A 17,776-nucleotide genomic window follows, 5' to 3' on the forward strand; every position below is an offset into this window, starting at 1 on the left:
CTCGCTTTCTTACCAGGTGGAAGGGAGGTCAGGCGCGCTCGCGCCGGAGGGAACTGCCCGGTACTTTTTCAACACCTGGCTCATGATCTCCTGGAAGACCGGAGCCGGTGCCGCTGACGTGTTCAGTTTAACAGGGTCGGCGATGCTGACCGAGACGACATACTGCGGATCGTCGGCCGGTGCGAAGCCCGACACCGACACGAGATACCCGTCGGAGTACCCGCCCTTGCCGTCCGGCATCTGTGCGGTACCGGTCTTGGCGGCGACGCGATAGCCCGGAATGTTCCACTTGCTCGCCACCCAGCTCTTCTGGTACACCATCTCGAGCACGTCGCTGGTTTCGTTCGCCGCCGTCTCGGACAGTACCCGGGTGCCGGTGGCATCTGGCACGTTGGTCATGGTTCCGTCGGCCTGCCGGCAGCCCTCGACCAGCTGCACCGGCATGCGAACGCCGTCATTGGCGATGGTCTGGTAGATGCTCGCGACCTGCAGCGCGGTCGTGGTCAGGCCCTGTCCGAACATGGTCGCGTAGCTGGTCTGGTTGTCCCACTCATCGACCGGGTGCAGGATTCCGCCGTCTTCGCGCGGAAAGCCGGTTTCGGTCGGGGTGCCAACGCCAAACGCCCTCATGTAGTCGTAGCGCTGCTGATCGGTGAGTTTCTCACCGAACTTGGACATGCCGGTGTTGCTCGAATCGATCAGCACGCCGGTCATGGTCATGTGCTGGTCCGGGTGCGCGTGGCTGTCATTGATGTTGGCGCCGTTGGCCGGCAGGTACCGGTACGGCGCGACGATTCCGGTCTCCAGGGTGGCGACGCCGGAATCGAGAACGGATGCCGCGGTCAGCGCTTTGAAGGTCGAGCCGGGTTCGAAGGATTGGGTGAAGGCGCGGGAGCCGCGGTCTTCGGGGTTCTCGGTGCCGCCGACGTTGTTCGGGTCGACCGAGGGGTAGTCGGCAACGGCGAGGAGCTTGCCGGTCTTGGCGTCCTGCACGACAGCACTAGCCCAGGCCGCTCCGGTTTCCTGCGCTCGCGCCGCGAGGGTCTGCTGCACGAACCATTCCAGGTCGGAGTCGATGGTGGTGACGACGTCACCGCCGTCGACGGCGGCGGCGCTCGTGACGCTGCTGCCTGGGATCCGCACGCCGTCGGCGCCCTTTTCGTAGGTTTCCTTACCGTTGGTGGAGGCCAGGCAGGCGTCCTCCCCGGATTCGAGGCCGGCCTGCGGCACGCCCTCTCCCGAGAGATAGCCGAGCATATTGCCGGCGACGGCGCCGTTCGGGTAGACCCGACTGGGGCTGTTCTCGGAGTAGGTCCAGGGAATGTGCAGCTCCTGCACGGCACGCAGCACATCGACATCGACTTTCTGGGCGATGTAGGCGAAATTGGCCTCGGCATTTGCCTGAAGGGCGGTGGAGATGGTCAGCAGAATGGCGTCGCCGGTCTGGCCGGTGGCGGCACCGATTTCGGCGGCGGCGTCGGCCACCGAGATTTCGACCTCCTTACCGTCGACGGTTCGATCGAAGGGCGTCGCGTTCACGGGCGACATGGTGATGTTGTAACGCATGACCGTTCCGGCCAGCACGACACCGTTGGTGTCGAGGATCTCGCCGCGGGAACCGTAGACGACCTGGCCGACCGAGCGGTTGCCCACGGAGTCCTTGGTGAGCGAATCGGCCTGCACGACCTGGATATCGACCAGCCGCACCAGGAACACGGCAATCACTGCGAACAGCACGAGGATGGTGACAAAGGTACGACGACGGCTGGACCGCGAATGGGTCGGGTTGCTTCGGGCACTACTTCTTCGGGTATTGCGCACGCTCATCTGCCCATCATGGTCGACTCACGGAAACTATCGGGTAGTGGGCGCCGCGAGTCCCGCAGGAACTACCGGGGCGCTCGTAATCGCGACAGCACCGGCGGCCGCCGGATCTGCCGGAAGCTGCGACAGCAGGGTGCTTCCGTTCAGCAGGGCGTTGGGAACGAGGCTGGCCGCTCCGGCCTGCGAGCCCGACGCCGAAGCCGGAGCGCCCAGAACAGCGCCGTCCGAGAGGCGCAGGTATACGGGGTTGGAGTTGCTGACCATGCCGAGGCCCTCGGCGTTGGCGGCGAGGCTCTGCGGGGAGGAGACCCGCACGAGGTCTTCGCTCACGCTCGCGGCTGTGCGGCCGAGTTCGGACCGGCTCGACTGCAGGCTGGAGATTTCATACGCGCCCTGGGAGATGCCGACGCTCAGCAGCAACTGGGCGACCATGATGGCGGCCATGCCTACCACTGCGGTGAGAGCATAGAAGATACGCGGGCGCGCGCGGCGGCGCGGCGTGGGCGCGACCAAGCGAAACCCGCGCCGTGCCGGTGCGCTGGTCTCAAACGGTTCGGGTTCGAGGGAAAACGAGACGCGTGCCAGGTTGTCGCTCATGCGGCGGCCCTTCTCAGTCTTTCAGCGGCGCGCAGCCGAACCGGCGTGGCGCGGGGGTTGAGTGCTTTTTCTTCGTCGGAGGCCAGTTCGGCACCGCGGAGCAGGAGGGTGAACAGTGGCTTGTGTTCGGGCAGTTCCACCGGAAGTCCGGCCGGTGCGGTGGAGCCGGAAGCCGCGGCGAGTGCCCGCTTGACGATGCGATCTTCCAGGGACTGGTAGGCCATGACGACGATGCGGCCGCCGACCTGTACGCGGTCGAGCGCGGCGGGAATGGCCCGTTCGAGCACGGCCAGTTCCTGATTGACCTCGATGCGCAGCGCCTGGAACACGCGCTTGGCCGGGTGGCCCTGGCGCTGGATGGCGACCGGGGTGGCCTTGGTGATCACGTCGACCAGCTGCGCCGACCGCACGAAGGGTGCCGTTTCACGGGCTTCGACGATGGCTTTGGCATACCGGGCGGAGAGTTTCTCCTCGCCGTAGTCCTGGAAGATGCGCTTGAGATCGCGTTCGCTGTAATCGGCGAGGATACTCTCGGCGGTCAGGCCACCGGTGCCGTCCATGCGCATGTCGAGCGGGGCATCCTTGGAGTAGGAGAAGCCGCGTTCGACGCGGTCTATCTGCAGGCTGGAGACTCCGAGGTCGAACAGTACGCCGGCGACCTCGCTGATACCGAGGCCGTCGAGGGCTTCCCCGATGCCGTCATAGACGGTGTGCACGAGGTGGACCCGGCCTGCGAAACCCTTAAGACGTTCCTCAGCGATGGCCAGAGCCTCGGTGTCGCGGTCGAGGCCGACCAGGGTCAGCTCGGGGAAGCGTGACAGGATCGCTTCGGCGTGGCCGCCCATGCCGAGTGTGGCGTCGACGAGCACGGCGCCGGGCTTCGTGAGAGCCGGAGCGAGCAGCTCGACGCAGCGTTCGAGCAGTACCGGGGTGTGGATTTCATCGCTGGGGATTTCATTGCTGGCCATAATGCCGGGCTAGTCCATGAGGCCTGATTCCCCTCCATTTCGTCCTGGCACCGGGGAAGTGTGTCAGGGCAAAAACGGCTGGGAGTCAGGTACCAGGGGCTAGAAGAGTCCCGGAATCACCTCCTCCGTCGTGTTGGCGTACGAGGTTTCCTGCTCGGCGAGGTATGTGGCCCACGCTTCGCTGTCCCAAATCTCGACTCGGCTGCCAGCACCGATGACGGTCAGTTCTCGGTCAAGCCCCGCATAGCTGCGGAGGTTGCCGGGGATGGTGACGCGGTTTTGTTTGTCCGGGGTCTCCGAGCTCGCGCCCGACAGGAACACCCGGAGATAGTCGCGAGCCTGCTTGCTCGTGACCGGTGCCTGGCGGATCTTGTCGTGCAGGGTTTCGAATTCGCGGGTGCTGAACACGTAGATGCAGTGTTCCTGCCCCCGCGTCATGACCACACCGGTGGAGAGTTCTTCCCGAAACTTCGCGGGAAGAATAATGCGCCCTTTTTCGTCGAGCCGGGGGGCGTAGGTGCCAAGGAACACGCTCACCCCTTTCTTCCGGCCAGATTCAGGTGTGGCTCCACTTTACTCCACCTTCAACCACTGACCTAGGTTTTTGCGTCTATTTTCTGAATATATCGCCAAACTGCCCCAGAATCATTGGGAATACGTCGTGGAGGGAGATGGAGCAATATTTGTCAGAACGGATGTTCTGGGGCCATTTTTGGGCATAAAAAAGGGCCGATCAGATGATCGGCCCTTCAGAACTGCGATTTATGAACTTCGTTTTATGGACTTATGGGTGCCCGGTGGAGGGCTGGGGGGTTAGTAGAACTACTGACCGTCCTGGCGACGGTCCCACCGATCGTTCAGTCGCTCCATGAAGCCCTGATTGGACTTGGCCGGTGCCGGGCGGCGACCGGGTGACGATGGTCCGGGCACTGAATGAATTGCCTTGCCGGGCGTCACGGCGATGAGAACACCCCCGAACATGACGATGAAGCCGAGAATGCCGAGCCACAACTGCGCAATGGCGACACCCGTGATGAGGGCGACAATACCGACGACGGCGAGCAATACGCCGATCGCAATGGAACGATAGTTCGGGCGAAGCCTCGACACTCCAACACTGGCGACAAAGTCGGCATCATTGTGATAGAGGCTGCGCTCCATCTCTTCCAGGAGCCGCTGCTCCTGTTCCGAAAGCGGCATCTCATTCCCTCCAGTTACGGGATCGAGCGGGTGGGTAGACAAGATCGAACCGGCCAGAATTGAATTGCCGGGTCGAATTACCTAATTCTAGCCCCGCCGGGATGGCTAGGCTATACGGGTGCCTGAAAGCAAACGCCTGGTCGACTTGGTTCAATCTCGCATCGACGAGTTCCTCATGTCCCGCGAACCAATTGTGACCCTGATCAGCTCCGATTTGACTCCCCTAATCGACTACTCACGGCAGTTTCTCAGCGGTGGGAAGCGGTTTCGAGCCCAGTTTTGTTACTGGGGTGCGCAGAGCGTTCTGCCGCCGGATTCCGGCCCAGAAGTGGGCCAGCCAGAGGCCGGCCAGCCGTCAGTCGGCGCGGATGACGCGGCCGCGGCATCCGCTGCCCGCACGCCCGCCGCAGCCGGACTGGCTGCGGTGGTGTCGGCAGCCAGCGCGCTGGAGATTTTTCACGCCGCGGCGCTCGTGCACGACGACATCATCGACAATTCCGACACCCGTCGCGGGGCTCCGAGTGCCCACAAACTGTTCGAAAGTTTGCACGAGCGTGAGGGCTGGGCTGGGGACAGCGCCTCCTACGGCCGGGCGTCGGCCATTCTCCTCGGCGATCTGCTACTGGGTTGGAGCGATGAGCTGCTCGACGAGGGGCTCGACGAACTGGCCGATCGGGCTTCGGCACGGCGGGCCAGGCTCGAATTCAACTTCATGCGCACCGAGGTCACGGCCGGGCAGTACCTGGACATTCTCGAGGAGCGCGCCTGGCTGGCCCAGCCGGAAGGCGAGTTGCTCGATCGGGCTCTGCGCGTGATCGTCTACAAGTCGGCCAAGTACAGCGTTCAGGCCCCGCTCGTGATCGGGGCGGCCCTGGCCGGAGCCTCCGCCGCCCAGCTGAACTCGCTGCGTGCATTCGGCTTGCCGCTCGGCATGGCCTACCAGCTGCGCGACGATTTGCTCGGCGTGTTCGGCGACTCCGCCGTGACCGGCAAGCCGAGCGGCGACGACCTCACCGAAGGTAAGCGCACGGTGTTGATCGCGCTGGCGCGGGAACGCCTGAGCGACGCCGACCGAGCATTGCTCGACGCCCAGCTCGGCGATCCTACGCTCGATGCCGCCCAGATTCGTGGCTTGCAGCAGCTCATCACAGCCAGTGGCGCCGTCGACCGGGTCGAGGCGCTCATCGAAGCCCAGGTAGCTGAGGCCCTCGGGGCTCTCGCAACCGCGCCAATCAGCGCCATGGCCCGGCAGAAGCTGCTGGATCTGACCGATCGGGTCACGCACCGGGCGTTCTGAGGAGCGTTTCGGCGGGCGGTTCGACCGGTTTGGGCGCGTGCCCGGTTAGGCGAATGCCTGGCTGGGCGTGCGCGTGGCTAGGCGAGGGCCTGGGCGACCCGACGCACCTCGGCCTTGCGGCCAGCGCGAAGAGCTTCGATCGGGGGGACGCCAAGGCTGTCGTCGACCTCGAGCAGCCAGGTCATGGCCTGCATGTCGGTGAAGCCGTCGTCGGCCAGTACGAACAGCGTGCCGCGAAGTTCAGGAACGGGAGCGCCGTCACGCAGAAAGAGGGAAGGAACCGACACAACGTTGTCCCGCCGGATAGCCAGCAGGTACTTGTCGTCGATCAGGTGCCGCACACGGCTCTGGCTCATTCCGAGCAGGTTGACTAGGGCAGGAATAGTAAGCCACTCGGGCTCTGAAGACAGATCACTCACTCTTTTAGCTTCCCATGATTCGGGTCCGCGGCAAAACCTCCATGAACTTTTTCCTCGTGAGGCGGCACTTTCATGTCAGCCGGCCGATTGACTCCCCCTCATAATTGTGAAAACCTCGCAGTGGGGATTGCCGCATTCGAGGCGATGCTGTACGAACTTGCTGTACGGATGGCGCGCGTGCGCACAATGAACGGAGCACCATGTCGACCAAGGTGAAAACGAAGACGACGGATGCCGCGGCATCCGCCGCACGAAACGCGACCGTTCCCGAAACGGCCGACGTGGCCTTTTCTGGGGCCGACGCTCGCCCTGACGCTGCACCGAAGCGACAGGCCAAGAAGCTGGCTGACCTGCGGTCCCGCCCGGCCTTGCTGACCGTGCCGATCGTGCTCGTCAGCACGCTCGCAATCGGCCTCAACCTCTCGGCTCCCGCCCAGGCTCAGGCCCTGGCCAAGAAGCCGCTCAAGTCGAAGCTGGCCGAGACCACTCCCGTACTGGCGGTGACCTCGGTTGCAACAGCCGTGCAGGTTGCGCCGACTCAATATTCCGTTGTTGACGGCGACACCGTCAGCGGCATCGCCGCCCGGTTCGGCCTGTCGACGGCGGCCGTGCTGGCGGGCAACGGTCTCGATTCCCGGGCGCTGATCTTTCCGGGTCAGGTTTTGACCCTGACCCAGGCGGCGGCGCCGGTTGCACTCGTGGCCGCGCCGGCGGTATCCGCCAGCAGCTACTCGGTGCAGAGCGGCGACACCATCAGCGGTATTGCTGCCGCCCACGGGCTGAAGACCGCTGACGTTCTGGGCGCCAACGGCCTGACCGGGGCCAGTGTCATCCACCCCGGCCAGGTCCTTGTGCTGGCTGCGGCTGCAGCGATGGAACCGGCCGCGTACGTCGCACCGGTCGCCGAGATCGCCGCAGCCGTCACCCACACCATCGCCTCCGGCGAGACCATCACCGCCGTGGCGAACGCGGCCGGAGTGAGCGTGCAGGCCATGCTCGACGCCAATGGCCTCGGCTGGTCGAGCATCATCTACCCCGGACAGGTCTTGACCCTGCCGATCACGGTAGTGCCGGCATCCGTTGCGGTGACTGTACCGGTAGCGACAGCCGGTGTAGTCACGCCCATGTCGGAGGAAATGCGACAGAACGCCCAGACGATTGTGTCGGTCGGACAGGGTGCCGGCGTGAGCCGCGCCGGTCTCGTCGTGGCGTTGGCCGCGGCCGCCCAGGAATCGGGGCTGCGCAACGTTGATTACGGCGACAGGGACTCCCTCGGGCTGTTCCAGCAGCGGCCAAGTGCCGGCTGGGGCACCCCGGAGCAGGTGATGGACCCGGTGCGGGCCAGTCTCGCCTTCTTCGGCGGCGCCTCCAACCCGAACCCGAATGTGACCCGCGGTCTGCTCGACATCGCGGGCTGGGAGTCGATGACCGTGACCCAGGCCGCCCAGGCCGTGCAGATCTCGGCCTACCCCGACTATTACGCCAAGTGGGAAACGTCGGCGCAGGCCTGGCTCAGCCAGCTCGGCTAGCCGGGCGGCCCGGCCCGACCCACATGCCGTGCCCCTGCGCGCCGTGCAGTGGTGCCGTCGCCGAATTCCGTAGAATCAAGGAGTGAGCGTTCCCTCGACCGACCCGATGATCGGCCGTCTTATTGACGGCCGGTATCAAGTGCGCTCGCGCATTGCGCGCGGGGGCATGGCCACGGTTTACCTCGCCACCGATCTGCGCCTCGAGCGCCGGGTAGCGATCAAGATCATGCACGGGCATCTCGCCGACGACAGCGCCTTCAAGATTCGGTTCATCCAGGAGGCGCGCTCGGCCGCCCGACTCGCTCATCCCAACGTCGTGAATGTCTTCGACCAGGGTCAGGACGCCGACATGGCCTACCTCGTCATGGAATATCTTCCCGGCATCACCCTGCGCGACCTGCTCAAGGATTACGGCCGGCTCACCCCGGAGCAGACCCTCGATATTCTCGAAGCCGTGTTGAGCGGGCTCGCCGCCGCGCACAAGGCCGGCATTGTACACCGCGACGTCAAACCCGAGAACGTACTGCTTGCCGACGACGGCCGCATCAAGATCAGCGACTTCGGACTGGCGCGCGCGGTCAACAACAACACCGCGACCGGCCAGGCCCTGCTCGGCACCATCGCCTACCTCTCCCCCGAACTCGTCACCCGCGGCATCGCCGACGCCCGCAGCGACATCTATGCACTCGGCATCATGACCTTCGAGATGCTCACCGGCGAGCAGCCCTACGTCGGCGAAGCTCCGATGCAGATCGCCTACCAGCACGCTAACGACACCGTTCCGACGCCGAGCAGCAAGGTCGCCTCGGTTCCCCGCGAGCTCGATGAACTCGTGCTCTGGGCCACCGCTCGCGACCCGGAGGACCGTCCCCGTGACGCCCGGGTCATGCTCGACCAGCTGCACGATGTCAGCGCGCTCGTGCGCGGCGGCACCCAGGAATTGGCTCTGCAGTCGACCATGGTGCTGCCAGCCGGCCTGCGCACCGGCGCCAATACGGTGGCGGATGCCGAAACCCAGGTTCTCGGCGCCAAGCTCGCTCCCACAAAACCTCCAGCCGCGACCCTGCTGGGCATTCACCCGGCCGGTACCGGCCCGGTCGGTCCGCCGGACAGCGGCGACCTGCTCGGTAAGAAGGCCGACAAGCGCAAGCGTCGCGGGTTCTGGCTGTTCGCCCTGGTGATTCTGCTCGCCGCCGCCCTCGGCGGAACCGGCTGGTATTTCGGCTCCGGCCCGGGGTCAGACGTGTCCGTGCCCGACTTCGCCTCGGCCTCTCCCGAGGCTGCGTCCGCGAAGCTGACCGAGCTCGGCCTCAAACCCGAGCGGGGCGGTGCCTTCAGCGCCACCATCGCCGAGGGGCTCGTCATCGGCACCGATCCGGATGCCGGCAGCCGCGTACCGCAGGACAGCACGGTCACGGTCATCGTCTCCCAGGGCTTGCAGCCCATCACCTTGCCCGCCTTGGCGGGTACGACACAAGCTGCGGCATCCGCTCTGATCACCGATTTGAACGCCGTCGTCGGCGGTGTTGACCCGATCTTCAACGGCGACGTGCCCGAGGGCACCGTGGTATCGGCGAGCAAGGAGTCCGACGGCGCTGATGTCTCGGCCGGCGGCAACTACTTCGAAGGACTGACCGTGAACCTGGTCGTTTCGCTCGGGACCATTCCGAACGTCGACGGCAAGACGTTTGCCGAGGCCACCGACATCCTGGTCGGCAAGAACCTGCTCGTGGTCTCCGGCGAGGAGACCTACAATGACACCGTGGCCGAAGGCGACGTAGTCACGTCGCAGGTACCCGAAGGAATCATTCGAGCGGGTGCCACGATTACCCTGGTGATTTCGAAGGGTCCGGAGCCGGTTACTGTGCCCAACGTTGTGGGGATGTCCTGGAGTGACGGCAAGGCTGCCCTGATCGCCCTTGGCTTCGAGTTGAAGTACAACGTCGGAGCGGATGCACCGATCTACTCGTCGCTCATTCAAGTCGCATCGACGGATCCAGCGGCCGGCACGACATTGGCTAAGGGCAGCACGATATCGCTCAAGCCAACCAACCCGTTCGGGTAGTCCGGCTCGTCCGCGACCACCCTATGAACCCGGGCCCGAACGAGAAACTGGGCCCACGCTCCGGGCCCGGACCGCACAAGGGGATTGGCGCGTGGGCCTGATCGGCGTCTAGGGCCACCGCAGACACCCTTGCGTAGGCAGCGGGCCGGCGCCAGTGCGAAAAGCAGCCAGATACGCGACCACACGGCCCCGACCTGCCGCCGGGCTTCGTGTCGGGGGTGCGGACAATCGGGGTGCGAATGGTCGCGGGGCGGCATCCTATCGCCGCCTCGTGGGCCCTCCACCGACTCCAGGTGGCGCGGGAAGTGCGCCGCTACGCGCGAGGCGCAACTCCCGCGCACTGGCGCGGGTCGCGCGCGTCGCGTTGCGCTGGAGTTCTGGCCAGGCCGCGACACCCGCGCACCGGCGCAGGTCCCGCGCAACACGACCGCAGCCATCATGAGAGCGGCGGAGGCGGGTTATTCGCGGGGTTGCGAGTTTTGCGGTGTTTCGGCGGTCTTGCGCACGCTTTTCGCACAAGACCACCGAAACACCGCACAACCCACGCCATCCGCTCACCGGGCCCACCTTATAAACCCGGGCCCAGTTTATAAACTGGGCCCGGGGACGGGGCCCAGGCCCCGTCCAGAAAGGGCTAGCGGGCGGCCAGCTCCTCGGCCACCAGGAAGGCCAGCTCGAGGGACTGCATGTGGTTCAGGCGCGGGTCGCAGAGCGACTCGTAGCGGGTCGCCAGGGCTGCCTCGTCGATGTGCTCCGAGCCGCCGAGGCACTCGGTGACGTCGTCACCGGTGAGCTCGACGTGGATTCCACCCGGGTGCGTGCCGACAGCGCGGTGCGCCTCGAAAAAACCCTTGACCTCGTCGACGACGTCATCGAACCGACGCGTCTTGTAGCCGGTCGGCGTAGTGACCCCGTTGCCGTGCATCGGGTCGGTGACCCAGAGCGGTGTCGCCTCGCTTGCCTTGATGGCTTCAAGCAGCGGCGGCAGGGCGTCCCGGATCTTGCCGGCACCCATGCGGGTAATGAAGGTCAGGCGGCCGGGTTCGCGGTTCGGGTCGAGCTTGTCGACCAGACGCAGCATGTCGTCAGCCGAGGTGGTCGGGCCGAGCTTGACACCAATCGGATTGCGCACCCGCGACAGGAAGTCCACGTGGGCGCCATCGAGGTCACGCGTGCGCTCCCCGATCCAGATGAAGTGGGCCGAGGTGTTGTACGGCGTTCCCGTGCGGGAGTCGATGCGGGTCATCGGGCGCTCGTAGTCCATCAGCAGGCCCTCGTGGCTGGTGTAGAACTCGGTGCGGCGCATCGCCTCGAAGTCGGCGCCGCAGGCGATCATGAACTTGATCGCACGGTCGATCTCCTTGGCCACCTTCTCGTACTGCTGGTTGGCCGGGTTGGCGGCAAAGCCCTGATTCCAGCTATGCACCTGGCGCAGGTCGGCGAAGCCACCCTGCGTGAACGCGCGAATCAGATTGAGGGTCGACGCCGACGTGTGGTACGCCTTGACCAACCGGTCCGGGTCGGCTTCGCGCGACTCGGAGGTGAACGGGTAACCGTTGACGATGTCGCCGCGGTACGCCGGCAGCGTCACGTCACCGCGGGTTTCGAAGTTGCTCGAGCGGGGCTTGGCGAACTGGCCGGCCATGCGCCCCATTTTGATCACCGGCATCGACGCACCGTAGGTGAGCACGACGGCCATCTGCAGCACGGTCTTGACCCGGTTGCGAATCTGATCGGCCGTGGCACCGCTGAACGTCTCGGCGCAGTCGCCGCCCTGCAGCAGAAAACCCGCTCCGCCGGCGGCCTGTGCCAGCCGGTCGCGCAGAATGTCGACCTCACCGGCAAAGACCAGCGGCGGCTGGGTCGCCAGTTCAGCGGATGCCGCCGCCACCTTGGCCGCGTCGGGCCAGGTCGGCTGCTGCTTGATCGGCAGAGTACGCCAGTGGTCCAGACCCGTGATGACAGAGGCTTCTGCGGCAACAATGGGCTCGGTGGGGTCTACCACGGGATAGTTCCTGTTTTCTGTTCTGGACCGTTCAACGCGGACCGTCCGAAATGGATGAGGTGCCCCCGCGCGCAAAGCGCAGACAGCACTTCTTTCAGCCTAGCGCGAAAGGCTGGCCCGCTTTTCTTTGACCGAGGAGGCGTAGACGTCGACGTACTCCTGCGTGCTGAGTCGCTGCAGTTCGTACATGAGCTCGTCCGTGACACTGCGCAGCACGAACCGGTCGCCTTCCATGCCCTCAAAGCGGGTGAAGTCGAGCGGTGTGCCGATCACAATGCCGATCCGGCGCACCTGCGGAATCCTGGTGCCGGTCGGCATGGCTTTTTCGGTGTCGATCATGGCCACCGGAATAACCGTCACGCCCGATTCCAGCACCATGCGGGCCACTCCGGTGCGACCGCGATACAGGCGAGCGTCCGGACTGCGAGTGCCCTCCGGATATATGCCGAGGATGCGACCCTCACCGAGCACCCGCAGGCCGGTGTTGAGCGAATCCTCCGAGGCTTTACCGCCCGACCGGTCGATCGGAAGCTGTCCGGCGGCGGTGAGAAACTGCCGGGTCGCCCAGCCCTTCAGGCCCTTGCCGGTGAAATAGTCGCTCTTGGCCAGAAACGCCACACGGCGCGGAACCACGAGCGGCAGAAAAACCGAGTCGATGAACGACAGGTGATTGCTGGCCAAAATGACCGGGCCAGTCTTGGGAATGTTCTCCAGGCCGACGATCCACGGTCGAAACAGCGAGAGCAACAGCGGGCCGATGACGATGTTCTTCATGATCCAATAGAACATTCGCACTCCTTTATCCAACTTCGAAAAGCTTAGTCCGCCTGCCGCAGCCAAAGCGGATGCCGCGGGCGGCTGTCTCGCGGCATCCGCTTGCGCACATCGGTCGAGCACCTCCGAGCGATCAGCGCACCGCGTGCAGCCGGGCCAGATCGGCTGCGCCGACCACGCCGGCATCGTTCACCAGCTGGGCGATGGCGAACTCCGCTTCCGGGTGGTAGCCGCGGGCCGGCAGGTAGTCGAGGTAGGCCGCGCGAATCGGATCGAGCAGCAGATCGCCGGCAGCGGCCACTCCCCCGCCGAACACGAATACCTGCGGGTCGAGCACGGCGCCGAGGCTCGCGCACGCCTGCCCGAGGGCGCCGCCGAGCTGGCGCAGGGCCGCGAGGGCGCCGCCGTCACCGTCCTGGATCAGGCGTCCAACCTCCTTGCCGGTCAATTTACCGCGCCGCTCCCGGGCGGCGGCCAGACCGAGACCGATGCCGCCGGCATCCGCGAAATCGTTGGCGATGCGCAGCAGCGCCCGACCGGAACCATACTGTTCGAGGCAGCCGTGGGCGCCACAGCCGCAGGGCAGCCCGTCCGGCACGACGCGCAGGTGGCCAAGCTCCGCGCCGGCACCGAATCCGCCGCGGAACAGAGCATTGCCCGTCACGATCGCTCCGCCGACTCCGGTGCCGACGGTCAGGGTGACCATGTCGGTGTACGGCCGACCGGCACCGAACCGAAACTCGGCCCAGCCGGCCGCGTTGGCATCGTTTTCGATAATGATGGGCAGGTCCAGCCGCGCCTCGAGCTTGTCGCGGAACGGCTCATTACGCCAGCTGATATTCGGCGCGTAGTACACGGTGGACTGCGCGGCGTCGATGAACCCGGCAGCGGCGACCCCCGCCGCGACGACGTCTTCGCCCTCGGACAGCGCCAGAATCATGGCGACGACGGTGTCTTCGATCTCCGTCGGGTTGCCCGGTGTGGTCGGCTGCCGATCAGAGCGGATGATGGCGCCCGTCTCGTCGACCAGCGCACCGGCGATTTTGGTGCCCCCGATATCGATACCTATGGCGTGCACGGGGCACCTTTCGTTCGGGTCGATCGGGATGTTGGCTCGCGGCACCGGGCGGCTGCCGATGACACCCTCTAGAGTGTAGTAAACCAGTTTGCCGCTGGACGAAACACCCGCTCAACGCAGAATTCTTAGGCGTTCGGGCAGTTGGCACGTTCAGCCGGTACCAAAGGAGTTGCCGTGAAACAGTTTGATATGCCCGCCGTCGTTCCCGCCGATCCTGGCGCCAACATCACCGACCTGCTCATGGATCGCCTCGCCGCGACTCCCGAACTCGTACTGTTTTCGCTGCCGCGCGGCGGCCAGTGGCTGCCCGTGACGACTCGCGAGTTCCACACCCAGGTGGTGGCGCTGGCCAAGGGCTTCGTCGCCGCCGGCATCGAACCCGGCGACAAGATCGGGCTCATCTGCAAGACCCGCTACGAGTGGACCCTGATCGACTTCGCCGTCTGGTTCGCCGGAGCAGTTCTAGTACCGGTCTATGAGACCAGCTCACCCAGCCAGGTGCAGTGGAACCTCAGCGACTCCGGCGCCATGTCGGTCATCGTCGAAACCGCCGACCATTTCGCGCGCTTCGACGAGGTGCATCCGGAACTGACTTCCATTACCTCGGTCTGGCAGATCGACCTGGGCGACCTCGACAAGCTCGTGGCCGGGGGCGTCGACGTGACGGACGCTGAGATCGAACGTCGCCGCAACCTCGCCGTCGGCGACGACATGGCCACCCTCATCTACACCTCCGGATCAACCGGCAAGCCCAAGGGCTGCGTGCTCACCCACGCGAACTTCCTCGAGACCAGCCGCAATGCTGCGATCGCGCTCAAGGAAGTACTGGTTCACCCCGAGGGCGCCTCGACCCTGCTGTTCATCACCACCGCCCACGTCTTCGCCCGGTTCATTTCAGTATTGTGCGTGCACGCTGGAGTGCGCGTCGGGCACCAGGCCGACACCAAAACGCTCCTGGCCGCGCTGGGCAGCTTTCAGCCGACCTTTCTACTCGCAGTGCCGCGGGTCTTCGAAAAGGTCTACAACTCGGCCCAGCAGAAGGCCGTCGCCGGGGGCAAGGGCAAAATCTTCGATGCGGCCGCCAACGTCGCGGTCGAGCATTCCAAGCTGGTGCAGGCCGGAAACACGATTCCGCTCGGGCTGAAGATCAAGTTCGCACTCTTTGACAAGCTGGTTTACAGCAAACTGCGCGCCGCCATGGGCGGCAAGGTCGTCTGGGCGGTCTCCGGTTCCGCTCCGCTCGGCGCCCACCTCGGACACTTCTTCAAGAGCCTGGGCATCGTCATTCTGGAGGGCTACGGCCTCACCGAAACGACCGCCCCCGCCAATGTGGGTCTGGCCACGCGAGCCAAGATCGGGACCGTCGGCCCCCCACTGCCCGGCGTCTCGGTGCGGGTCATGGACGACGGCGAGATTGAGATCAAGGGCGTCAACATCTTCAAGGAGTACTGGAATAACCCACAGGCCACCGCAGACACGTTTGACGACGGCTGGCTGAAGACCGGCGACATCGGCGACTTCGATGCCGACGGCTACCTCACCATCACCGGACGTAAGAAGGAGATCATCGTCACGGCCGGCGGCAAGAACGTGGCTCCGGCCGCGCTCGAAGACCCCATTCGCGCGAATCCGCTGATCAGCCAGGTCGTCGTCGTCGGCGATCAGAAGCCGTTCATCGCCGCCCTCATCACGCTTGACCCCGACATGTTGCCGGTCTGGCTCAACAATAACGACGAGGACGCCGGCATGACGCTCGCGCAGGCATCCGTCAATAAAGCCGTCCTCGCCGAAATTCAGCGCGCGGTTGACCATGCCAACGAGGGGGTGTCGCGAGCGGAGTCGATTCGCAAATTCTCGGTGCTCGCTATTGAGTTCACCGAAGACAGCGGGCATCTGACCCCGAAAATGAGCATCAAGCGCAATATCATCCTGCGGGACTTCGCCGGCGAGATTGAGGCGATGTATTCGAATGCGCCGGCGACTGAGGGTATTTCGCTGCGCGATTAATTTGGGCTTCAGCCCGACTCACATTTATTGGGGGTCGGGCACTGTGGCGGTCGGGTCCGGGAAAAGCATTCCGCTCCCCGCGCAGACATTGGGGTCTTCTGGGAGCTTTCAGAACCAGGTGGATTCTCGGATTTCCTTCATCGCGGCCTTGCGGTTACCTGTGTCGAGGCGGTCGATGTAGAGAAAACCGTCGAGGTGATCGGTTTCGTGCTGCAGGGCTTGGGCCATGATGCCGGTGCCGGAGAGTTCGATGGGGTTGCCGTCGAGGTCGATGCCGGTGACGCGGGCGAACGGGTAGCGCTTGGTGGGGTACCAGAGGCCGGGGACGGAGAGGCAGCCCTCGTCGACCAGGTCGGGTTCGCCGGAGAGCTCGACAACGGTGGGGTTGAGGATATAACCGATCACACCGTCGACGTTGTAGCTAAACGCGCGCAGGTTGACGCCGATCTGCGAGGCAGCGACGCCGGCCCGCCCGGGCAGGCGCACGCTGTCGACCAGGTCCTGCACGAGGCCGCGTACCCGGTCGTCGATCCCGGTGATGGGGTCGGAGACAGTCTTCAGTACCGGATCTCCGAAGAGACGAATCTGGCGTTCGGGCACGGGGAGACTCCTCGGTATGGCGGGTGGTGTGAAAGTCGAACGAGCGCGCTGCGCTACAGGTTGCGGTCGGTGGGCAGCCCCTCAACCACGAGTTCGGCGAGGGTGCGTGCGGCCAGCCGAGTGATCGGCTTGAGGTCTTTGTACGACACGACGCTGCCGGCGGCGAGCTGCGGGTCGTAGGGGATGCGCACGATCTCGCGCACCCGGGAACGAAAGTGCGACTCGATCTCTTCAAGCCGAACCAGGTTCGTGCCCTGGGTTGCCGTGTTGAGCGCGACGATCGCATTTCGCACCAGGTCGCCGTATCCGTTGGCCTCGAGCCAGGTGAGGGTCTCGGAGGCCAGACGGGCCTCGTCGACACTGCCGCCGGAGACGATCACGATAGAGTCTGCGCGCTGCAGGGTGGCCCGCATGACCGAGTGCACGATGCCAGTACCGCAGTCGGTGAGCGCGATCGAGTAGTAGCGGGCAGCGAGATCGGCAACGACGTTGTAGTCGTTCTCGTCGAACGCCTCGGAGAGCAACGGGTCGGTGTCGGAGGCGAGAATGTCGAGGCGGGTCTCGTCGCGGGAGACCAAGGCGGAAAAGTCGGTGAAGTTACCGATGGACGCGGCCTTCGAGACGACGTCGCGCACGGTCGAGCGGGTCTGCTTGCTGACGCGTTCGGACAGGGTGCCACGGTCGGGGTTGGCGTCGATGGCGATGATGCGGTCGTCGCGGGCATCGGCCAGGGCCATGCCGAGCAGGGTTGTCACGGTGGTCTTACCGACGCCGCCCTTGCGGGTGAGGATCGGAACGAACCGCGTGCCGCCCTCGAACTGGCGGCGAATGCGCTCATCCATTTCCTTGTAGGCCTGTACCTTGGCGGAGTCGCCCAGGTTGACCAGGTGCAGGGTGAGCGCATAGACGAATTCGGGCCAGGCACCCTGCGGCGCCTTGCGGGTCTTGCGGTTGACCGCGAGCAGGCGGTCGGAGGTGAGCATTGCCGCCGACTCGGGGGCCGTGGTGTTTTCGGTACGGATGCGGTCGCGCCGAACGGAGGAGGCGGCATCCGCTCGGGAGAGTGATTCGATGGCCGAGCTGGCCCCGGCTGAACGGGCCGGCGCCGGCGTCGAGATTTCAACGGTGTGGGTGGCCGCGGTGGACACGATCCGGGTCGTGTCGAGGCCGGTACCCCCGGCCGACCGGCCCACGGCAGGCACCGAGCGGCGGGGCCCGGCCGGTACCTCGATCGGAACGCTCAGGCTCTCGGGCAGGGACGCAGCGAGGTTGTCGATCGTGTGCGGCGGCAACTCACTGTGATAATCGTCGCGCTCTTCACGGGTTCGTTTGGCGGCAGACACCGGACGCGCGGGCGCGGTCTGGTCGTCAGTGCGTTTGTCTGGCACGGGTACATCCTCAACTGGTCGATAA

15 protein-coding genes are annotated in these 17,776 nt (G+C 65.2%); 4 read left to right on the forward strand and 11 right to left on the reverse strand.

The window, feature by feature from the left end:
* Positions 1–9: 9 nt before the first annotated feature.
* The 5 genes from CJ028_RS03450 to CJ028_RS03470 form a co-directional block, all read right to left on the reverse strand.
* Positions 10–1,827, reverse strand: a complete 1,818-nt coding sequence (locus CJ028_RS03450; protein ID WP_105033885.1) for a peptidoglycan D,D-transpeptidase FtsI family protein — start codon at positions 1,825–1,827, stop codon at positions 10–12.
* A 27-nt stretch (positions 1,828–1,854) separates the two neighbouring features.
* Positions 1,855–2,421: a cell division protein FtsL gene (gene ftsL / locus CJ028_RS03455; protein ID WP_105033886.1), complete on the reverse strand. Its 567-nt coding sequence runs from the start codon at positions 2,419–2,421 to the stop codon at positions 1,855–1,857.
* Positions 2,418–3,374: a 16S rRNA (cytosine(1402)-N(4))-methyltransferase RsmH gene (gene rsmH / locus CJ028_RS03460; protein ID WP_205683944.1), complete on the reverse strand. Its 957-nt coding sequence runs from the start codon at positions 3,372–3,374 to the stop codon at positions 2,418–2,420. Before rsmH ends, ftsL begins: the two co-directional genes overlap by 4 nt.
* A 114-nt stretch (positions 3,375–3,488) precedes the next feature.
* Positions 3,489–3,920: a division/cell wall cluster transcriptional repressor MraZ gene (mraZ, locus tag CJ028_RS03465; RefSeq protein ID WP_092339873.1), complete on the reverse strand. Its 432-nt coding sequence runs from the start codon at positions 3,918–3,920 to the stop codon at positions 3,489–3,491.
* 291 nt (positions 3,921–4,211) lie between these two features.
* Positions 4,212–4,589, reverse strand: coding sequence for an SCO2097 family morphological protein (locus CJ028_RS03470; protein ID WP_105033888.1), 378 nt, complete (start codon positions 4,587–4,589; stop codon positions 4,212–4,214).
* A 118-nt stretch (positions 4,590–4,707) separates the two neighbouring features.
* Between CJ028_RS03470 and CJ028_RS03475 the strand changes: the two genes are divergently transcribed.
* Complete coding sequence (locus tag CJ028_RS03475; RefSeq protein ID WP_105033889.1) at positions 4,708–5,886, forward strand: polyprenyl synthetase family protein; 1,179 nt, start codon at positions 4,708–4,710, stop codon at positions 5,884–5,886.
* Between the two features lie 77 nt (positions 5,887–5,963).
* On the opposite strand, the gene CJ028_RS03480 is transcribed toward CJ028_RS03475, so the two are convergent.
* Positions 5,964–6,305 carry an Rv2175c family DNA-binding protein gene (locus tag CJ028_RS03480; RefSeq protein ID WP_105033890.1) on the reverse strand — a complete coding sequence of 114 codons (342 nt, stop codon included), beginning with the start codon at positions 6,303–6,305 and terminating at the stop codon, positions 5,964–5,966.
* 200 nt (positions 6,306–6,505) lie between these two features.
* Here CJ028_RS03480 and CJ028_RS03485 point away from each other — a divergent pair, with 200 nt between their 5' ends.
* The gene (locus CJ028_RS03485) at positions 6,506–7,834 is read left to right on the forward strand and encodes a lytic transglycosylase (RefSeq protein ID WP_105033891.1); all 1,329 of its coding nucleotides are present in this window, start codon (positions 6,506–6,508) and stop codon (positions 7,832–7,834) included.
* Between the two features lie 82 nt (positions 7,835–7,916).
* Positions 7,917–9,899, forward strand: coding sequence for a Stk1 family PASTA domain-containing Ser/Thr kinase (gene pknB, locus CJ028_RS03490; RefSeq protein ID WP_105033892.1), 1,983 nt, complete (start codon positions 7,917–7,919; stop codon positions 9,897–9,899).
* A 634-nt stretch (positions 9,900–10,533) separates the two neighbouring features.
* Here pknB and CJ028_RS03495 read toward each other — a convergent pair.
* The 3 genes from CJ028_RS03495 to CJ028_RS03505 all read right to left on the reverse strand — a co-directional run bounded on the left by CJ028_RS03495 (position 10,534) and on the right by CJ028_RS03505 (position 13,756).
* A complete protein-coding gene (locus CJ028_RS03495) occupies positions 10,534–11,904 on the reverse strand; it encodes a class II 3-deoxy-7-phosphoheptulonate synthase (protein WP_105033893.1) in 1,371 nt (456 codons plus the stop codon).
* 99 nt (positions 11,905–12,003) lie between these two features.
* The gene (locus CJ028_RS03500; RefSeq protein ID WP_105033894.1) at positions 12,004–12,693 is read right to left on the reverse strand and encodes a lysophospholipid acyltransferase family protein; all 690 of its coding nucleotides are present in this window, start codon (positions 12,691–12,693) and stop codon (positions 12,004–12,006) included.
* Between the two features lie 118 nt (positions 12,694–12,811).
* Entirely contained in the window at positions 12,812–13,756 is a 945-nt protein-coding gene (locus CJ028_RS03505; protein WP_105033895.1) for an ROK family glucokinase, read from the reverse strand.
* 174 nt (positions 13,757–13,930) lie between these two features.
* On the opposite strand from CJ028_RS03505, the gene CJ028_RS03510 reads away from it, so the two are divergent.
* A complete protein-coding gene (locus tag CJ028_RS03510) occupies positions 13,931–15,763 on the forward strand; it encodes an AMP-dependent synthetase/ligase (protein WP_105033896.1) in 1,833 nt (610 codons plus the stop codon).
* A gap of 108 nt (positions 15,764–15,871) precedes the next feature.
* Here CJ028_RS03510 and CJ028_RS03515 read toward each other — a convergent pair whose 3' ends face one another.
* Together CJ028_RS03515 and CJ028_RS03520 are read right to left on the reverse strand one after the other, a co-directional pair.
* A complete protein-coding gene (locus CJ028_RS03515) occupies positions 15,872–16,363 on the reverse strand; it encodes a peptide deformylase (protein WP_105033897.1) in 492 nt (163 codons plus the stop codon).
* A 53-nt stretch (positions 16,364–16,416) separates the two neighbouring features.
* A complete protein-coding gene (locus CJ028_RS03520) occupies positions 16,417–17,751 on the reverse strand; it encodes a MinD/ParA family ATP-binding protein (protein ID WP_240607069.1) in 1,335 nt (444 codons plus the stop codon).
* Positions 17,752–17,776: the final 25 nt, after the last annotated feature.

The organism is Cryobacterium aureum, assembly GCF_002954245.1.
GTDB classification, from domain to species: domain Bacteria; phylum Actinomycetota; class Actinomycetes; order Actinomycetales; family Microbacteriaceae; genus Cryobacterium; species Cryobacterium aureum.